Here is a 6,883-nt window from a genome sequence, read left to right on the forward strand (position 1 = left end):
TTCCCTCAGCCAAAGTATAATTATTTAACCGAACATGATATTACTATCGAAAGGTAAAGTTATCCGCACTAAGTTCAGGTTGACTTTCAAGGTTAACAAATAAACCTCCACTGCCTAAACCTGCAGCATTACTATTCTGGTTATAGAATAAATTGCCATTATTTGTATTGTAAACAATTACAGCATCAGCAGTCTCAGCAGCACTATCATCGCTTACAGTAGCAAACACATAATCAAAACTAGCTCCACTCTCAATAACATCGAAAGTGCTTACATCCAAGATTATAATATCTCGCTCTGAATCAAAATCGGCGATCGTATCCACCCCTAGATCGTTTGAATCAAATGCCTGAAAAGAAAAACATCATAAAAAAGAGGAAAAAAGGTGAAAATTTTTAAATTTATGGAATTTATAATTTTTTCTTTTAGGAATAAATGACAAATTAAGATGTAACTGCCTTTTTTGAATTTGGTATAAAAAAGTCCTCAAACCCTTACTACGCCGTTCCTAGTAGGAAGCGGGATTTCAGGATAGGTCTACGTCTATATAGATAGACTGCCAGAAATGCGAATAGCAGGGATTAGTGCAGAAGATACAAAGCGTCACCCTCGTTACTACTTGCCTGTGAGAACTATCGTATGATGTCGATAAATTGCGCAAATTGTTAACTAAGTCGAAACTCCTGAGTAATTAAGATTAATACACTAATCCAGCAACGCCGGAGATGTTAATTTTACCCATTCACTGCCGATGGTGGATCGTCAATAGGAATTCTAGGAAAGCTTGGTAAGTCTATTGCTGATAGTGACAGTTGCTGTTTTTCTGGTACTTCTGATACCATATATTCTTCTTCAATATATTCTTCTTCAACTTCAACAACTTCAGGTTCAAATACAAGTGGTTCCCAAGTTGGTAGATGCAGCTTACTAATTTCTGGGGTTGTCTGCTCTAGATCTTGCTCCACATCCTCTGATGCTTCAAAAAAGTCTTCTGTATCTACATCTTTTTCTGGTTCTTCTTTATACTCACTAACATTCCACTTTCCTGTAGCTATATTCCATGATATACGTTCGCTTTTAACTATTGTTATTGCTTCATGTTCAATTGCTTCATCCTCAGAAGTATCACTTTCTAGATATTCTTCTACTATTATGTTCTTTTCTTCTAATTTTTCTACTTCCTGAGATTGATTTTGATACTCATCTAAATAGTTTTCCTCCATAACTACATATTCTTCTGACTCTATCTCTTCTAATTCCATTGCTGGTGATGTTTCATCTATCAACTCATCACTTAGATCTTCACCTATTCTACTCAATGAGGGTAAACTAGGATTTAATTTACTTGCACTGACCTTTTGAGATAACTCGTTTTGAGGAATATTTTGCTCTAATAATTCTACTTGTTCGGGTTCCGCTGAAGCTTGTGGTAAATCTATTTTCTTGCCAAGGTTAATTTTGGCAATATTTTGTTCTTTCCTACTAATTATAGCTTCTTTTTGTTGTTGACTTTTGGGCTGTGGAGACCAAGGTTTAACTGGTTCAGAGCTTAGTAAAGGGAGCTTTCTAGTGTTAAGATTTACAAAAGGACTTTCTTGTTGTTTTTGAGGTTCAGATACAGAACTACTCTCAGATGCTATTACTGGAGATATTTCTGTCGTAGATATTTCTGTAGGTAGATCTACTGCGTACATTTTTCCTGGCATTTCCAAGCATCTTTCTAATGCTGCTTTAAATTGTAGAGTTTGCTGCTGTTGGCGGTATAGTCTCGTCCGCAATTCTTGACAACTATTTTCTAATTCTTTGAGATGATAAACTTGTTGACTGTAAGATTGTTTAGTTAAAGCACATTCTCTTTCCATTTGTGCTTGCTGTTGCTGGCTAATATCCCACTTATCTGTTAGAGACTCTACTAAAACTTCCTGACGTTGAATAATTTGATTGCATAGTTCTAACTTGTAGAATAAGCGAGTTACTTGTTGTTGAGTTGCTGCTAATTCTTTAGTCCTTTCTTCTAGCAACTTTTCTTGATGTTCTAGATTTTCTTGACATTCTTCTAGAGTTGTTTCTAAATCTGTAACTCGATTTACCAGTTCGCGGTTACAATTATGTAGGGCTTCCATGAGGTTTGTAGATTCTAGCTCTTCGATAGAATATTCTGTTGGGCCTACTTGAATTGCTGAAATTTCCTGGGACTTTATTGGAGGTTGATTTTGATTGGTTGGTACTAAATCTTTGGCTTCTGCTGAATCTGTTCCTACTACTGGAATTGAATCTACACTAATTGAGTCAGGAAAATTCACTGTTTCCCACTCATCATCCTCATCCTCTGGGACATATGTGTGTATTTCTGATTCGAGAGCTGGTTTGATTTGGTCTACATTATCACCATTGTTATGGCCCAGTTTTTGATTACTTACTGGATTATTTTTTTCTGGTAAGTCTTGGTTTCCAGGAAGTTCCGCTTCTGGCATGGCTTTTACCTAGGATTTACAGATTGCCTTACAACTATATATATTAATGTTATCATTTCTCGCCGTCAACCATCTTATTTGTTTATTCTGTATGAGTAATACAGCGAGTCATACAGTTAGCAAAAAAATATATTTTATTTAGAGGTAGATAATTATTAGGTTAAGTATCTATAGCAATTCCCACACTTATGAGGTACAAAATTTTAGGTTTGAGGGAAATAGGGAATAGGGAATAAAAAGACAAAAAGATAATAGTACTTCACGACTTTGGGAAACGCTATATAAAAAAATTCATCTAAACATTTTAGTAGAGTACTTGCAAAATAAATATTAAATCGCGTAGTGACGTGACACGCCCAAAATGTTGCAATAGTAGGGGGGCGAGTCCCGTGTTTAATTAATTGTTCAACATTAAATTTAGATGAACCCGCCCCTCTCCCCTCATATCTGACTTTCTTCTTCAAGGCCATCTTTGTTATTGATCGCTAATTGTGAAATATAATGAAAATCTATAGAAATAATTAGGGCTTGTTGATTAAATATCAAAGTTTTGACAGGTAAAGGTTTTATCCTTTTCAGGTACTAAGGGAGTACCAGCTTTTAGGTAGTAATAGTTCAAAAATTTAAGATTTTCGGCAAGACAGGGGTAGAAAATCAATGGACGATTCTTCTGACTACTTCTTCTATAATTCCCATTCCTCCTGACTTCACCGATTCACCGATTCTGGCTCCTACTCCTGCCACTCATACTTTTTCAGCAAACCCTAATTAAAAAGCGTTTCAGTCCGGAATGCTCTGCAAACAGCTAATCGGCCTTTAGCAGTTAGCTTTGCGCTAAGGGATTTAAACCCAAGCTTTTAGCGCCCTGAAAGCTGAGTGCTGAAATGGTGATAGCTAGTTAATAATTGATTTCGCCTAATTTCCAGAGGACTTTTTTGATGGCTTTAAATTTTAGATTTGCTGTTGCTAGTGATTTACATATTGCAGTTCCTAATACTATTACTGAACAAGCTCATCGTTTTCATTTGGTAGAAGTTAGTATTCCTGCTTTTGAAGTAGTATTAGAAAATTTAAGTAAGCTAGATATTGATTTTTTACTATTACCTGGAGACTTAACTCAAGATGGTGAACCTGAAAATCATACCTGGTTAAGTAAAAAATTGGCGACACTTCCTTATCCAGTTTATGTAGTGCCTGGTAATCACGATGTACCGACAAAATTTACCAATGATTATTCTATTGGTTTAGCAGATTTTCCTAGCTATTATCATCATTGTGGATTTGATTATCAGGGACGATTATATTACACTAAACCAATTTTACCTGGAGTACGAATAATTGGGCTTAATTCTAATCAGTTTGATAGTTCTGGTAAACAAGAATATACAGGTGGTTTAGAAGCAGAACAATTAGATTGGTTGAGAGAGGTTTTAACTACTACGAAAGAGGAATTAGTGATGGTAATGATACATCATAATACGATTGAACATTTACCAGATCAATCTAATAATCCCCTTGGTCGTCGTTATATATTAGAAAATAGGTTAGCATTGTTAGATATTCTTCAATCTGCTGGAGTTAAGCTGATATTTACTGGTCATCTTCATGTTCAGGATGTTGCTGAATATCAAGGAATTTATGAAATAACAACTGGTTCTTTAGTTACTTATCCTCATCCTTATCGTATCATTAATTTTACTACCGACTCTAGTGGTCAGCAGTCTTTAAAAATTGAATCTCATAGAGTTAATTCTTTGCCTAACTTTCCTAATCTTAGTGATATGTCTAGAAACTGGATTGGCGATCGCTCCTTTCGTTTTATGTTTAAACTTTTGACTAATCCTCCTGTAAATTTATCACCAGAAAAGGCAGAAAAACTTGCCCCCAGTCTGCGTTATTTTTGGGCAGATATTGCCGGTGGTGATGCTGTGTTTAACTTCCCTGAATTTCCACCTCATGCTAGACAATATTTTGAAAGTTTTAGCGCCACTAATAGTATCGATAATAATGCTACGTTACTGTTACAATAATCGTAAGCAAACAGCCTTCAGCACTTCCCTACGGGATGCTACGCAAACAGCTACTGCTTTTATCTCAACGGTCAAATTATTCAGAAAATTTTCAGCACAAACACTCAATTATGACCACTATTATTTTCTCCTGACTCCTATTTGCTTCGCGGTGACAAACGGAAATTCTGTCTCCTGACTCCTGAATATAGTCAAGTCAAAAGTTACTATTTTTTTTGCTTTTGACTTTTGACTAATTATCTTTTTCTTTTGGGTTGAATACCAGCTAAAAAAAAGAATGCTATGAAAAGTGCCTCTCGATCGGAGCTGCTTAAAAATAGTGGCTATCGTTAATTTTAGATAGTTATCTCTATTTTTTTTACATTTTTTTCAATATTTCCTCCTTCTTCCTTCTTCAAGAAGGTTGACGACAAATACCAAATACAGAGGTATAACCATGTAAAAACGTACTACCACCCACTGGACCAATTTCACCATTACAGAAAAAGCCACTCATAGGGATATTCAAATAACTACTAAATAATCTAGAATCAAAGTTAGGTTTACCATATAATCCTTCTCCTCGTCCCAAACAAGCAAACATTAAAGCAGCAGCATTATTTGTAGATTCAGTCTCGAAAGAAACTTCCCTTTGATAGCGCTCTAGTAAAATTTCTAAATCTTCTGCTGAGGTATTAGCATCTCGTAAGTGAAATTGAATTCGTTGGCCCGCTCTTACCTTATCACTAATAGCGATCGCTCCTGCTTTAGGATCAACTCCAATTAAATTACGGATTAGAAAATCTCCCTGTTTTAAGTTTTGCTGAAATTCGTCTCTTACTATACCGACAAAGAGAGAATTTTCTGCTAGCTTTCTGTCTTGTTCATTGAGATTTTGTACTAAGCCTTGTAATGCTTCTAGTGGAGATTGTTTAATACCACCCACTATTTGGTCAGAACTAACGACTTCTTCAACTTCTAAAACTATATTACGTTCTCCCTCTGTAACACGATATGGTTTACCAATAGGCCGACAGCCTTGGGCTACTATTGTTTCTAAAATAATCTTGCCAGATAGAGAGACTCCTACAGCTCCTTCCTCACAAAGGCGGTCTTGACAAAAAAGTCCTGCATTGTTACCAGTCGGGCCACTACTAGCTAATCCTCCTACTTTAGCTGAATTAGGATAAGCATAATCTAGCCCTTGAAGCAAGTCATTGATTTTGGCAGAAAACGGGTCAGCAAGTATGATAAATTGAGGATTGTCTGCGGTAGGTACTCCGATTAGATTACACCAGTCATCAGGAGAACTGTCTAAGTCTGGTAGTTGTTCTCCTGAGATGTGAAAAGCTTTGACTGTTACTTCTGGCAAATGTGCCAAACTGAGGCTAATGGCTGGTTGATGTTCTAGTTCTTGTGGTTTTCCATCATCGTTCATACCAACGATACCACCGCCTCCACAACCAACGAGAACTGTTTCTGGTAAATATTCTTTAAGTAGGGGCATAAGTCGTGGATATTCACTGGTAAAAGCTGAGGAGATAAATACCAGTCCTAAATCTGCTGTAGTTCCCAATGATTCTAAACTTTTTTCTACTACTTCTTTAACTGCTGCTTCTAATGAGGGACGGGTTGATAGAGAGTTTGACCACTGCATCTATACTGAGGCTCCTTGTGAATATATTTCCAATGTTAATATTTCAGTATAGTTGGGATGATCGGTCATCAGGTATTAGTCGTCAGTTAATTATTAAGATTTTTAACAGGTTTATAATTGACTCCCACTATATCTGTTACCAATTAGCCTTTTCCGGAGGAAATACAGACTTCAATCATCAATTAACTTTTTCTAACTCTAGTTGATGGCAAAAATTTATTTGTTCGATCTTTGGAAAAGACAGTAATTAATATGATTTTTGCAATGGCATAATTTGAGAATAATCAATTATTTTTGCTACATTCAATATTCTTATTTTGTGAGATAAAAATTTTTATTCAATTTATTTAATCTTGCTAGACAATTATTATTGGGTTTTATACAAATATGCTAGATATTTGCTACCAATAGACTATTAGACATCTGGCGATCGTCAAAAATTAAATCAATCCCATACGCATAAATAATCAATTATTTTCCCCTACTCCCTACTCCCTACTCCCTACTCCCTCTTTTCCGGAGATGTCTATTTGTAAGATTAAAACCTTTGCTAAAGTCAAAATTCAGTATTTATATTATTTCTTATTTTCCCTATTTATAAAAATCAAGTTTTTGTAAAATAACTCGATTTAATTGGTCTGATACTATTTAAATTATCATCATAATATTTTTAATTTAATTTCATAAATTGGCGTTGCTGATTCTGGGTATGATTTGATAATTTTATATTTTGGATTTTGTAT

Annotated in this window: 4 protein-coding genes; 1 reads left to right on the forward strand and 3 read right to left on the reverse strand. The window is 35.3% G+C overall.

The window, feature by feature from the left end; genetic code table 11:
• Window positions 1–43: 43 nt before the first annotated feature.
• Window positions 44–325: a hypothetical protein gene (locus tag AC3DU7_RS20585; RefSeq protein ID WP_488041168.1), complete on the reverse strand. Its 282-nt coding sequence runs from the start codon at window positions 323–325 to the stop codon at window positions 44–46.
• Between the two features lie 409 nt (window positions 326–734).
• Window positions 735–2,474 carry a hypothetical protein gene (locus AC3DU7_RS20590; protein ID WP_488041169.1) on the reverse strand — a complete coding sequence of 580 codons (1,740 nt, stop codon included), beginning with the start codon at window positions 2,472–2,474 and terminating at the stop codon, window positions 735–737.
• Window positions 2,475–3,412: 938 nt separating this feature from the next.
• Here AC3DU7_RS20590 and AC3DU7_RS20595 point away from each other — a divergent pair.
• Window positions 3,413–4,504, forward strand: a complete 1,092-nt coding sequence (locus AC3DU7_RS20595) for a metallophosphoesterase family protein (protein WP_488041170.1) — start codon at window positions 3,413–3,415, stop codon at window positions 4,502–4,504.
• Window positions 4,505–4,898: 394 nt separating this feature from the next.
• Here the strand turns inward: AC3DU7_RS20595 and AC3DU7_RS20600 are convergent, their stop codons facing one another.
• The gene (locus AC3DU7_RS20600; protein ID WP_488041171.1) at window positions 4,899–6,140 is read right to left on the reverse strand and encodes an FIST signal transduction protein; all 1,242 of its coding nucleotides are present in this window, start codon (window positions 6,138–6,140) and stop codon (window positions 4,899–4,901) included.
• Between the last annotated feature and the right edge of the window lie 743 nt (window positions 6,141–6,883).

Source organism: Okeania sp. (assembly GCF_983059655.1).

Coding starts and splice junctions, on each gene's coding strand:
- AC3DU7_RS20590 (WP_488041169.1), bottom strand. CDS start 2,474: ATGCCAGAAGCGGAACTTCCTGGAAACCAAGACTTACCAGAAAAAAAT.
- AC3DU7_RS20595 (WP_488041170.1), top strand. CDS start 3,413: ATGGCTTTAAATTTTAGATTTGCTGTTGCTAGTGATTTACATATTGCA.
- AC3DU7_RS20600 (WP_488041171.1), bottom strand. CDS start 6,140: ATGCAGTGGTCAAACTCTCTATCAACCCGTCCCTCATTAGAAGCAGCA.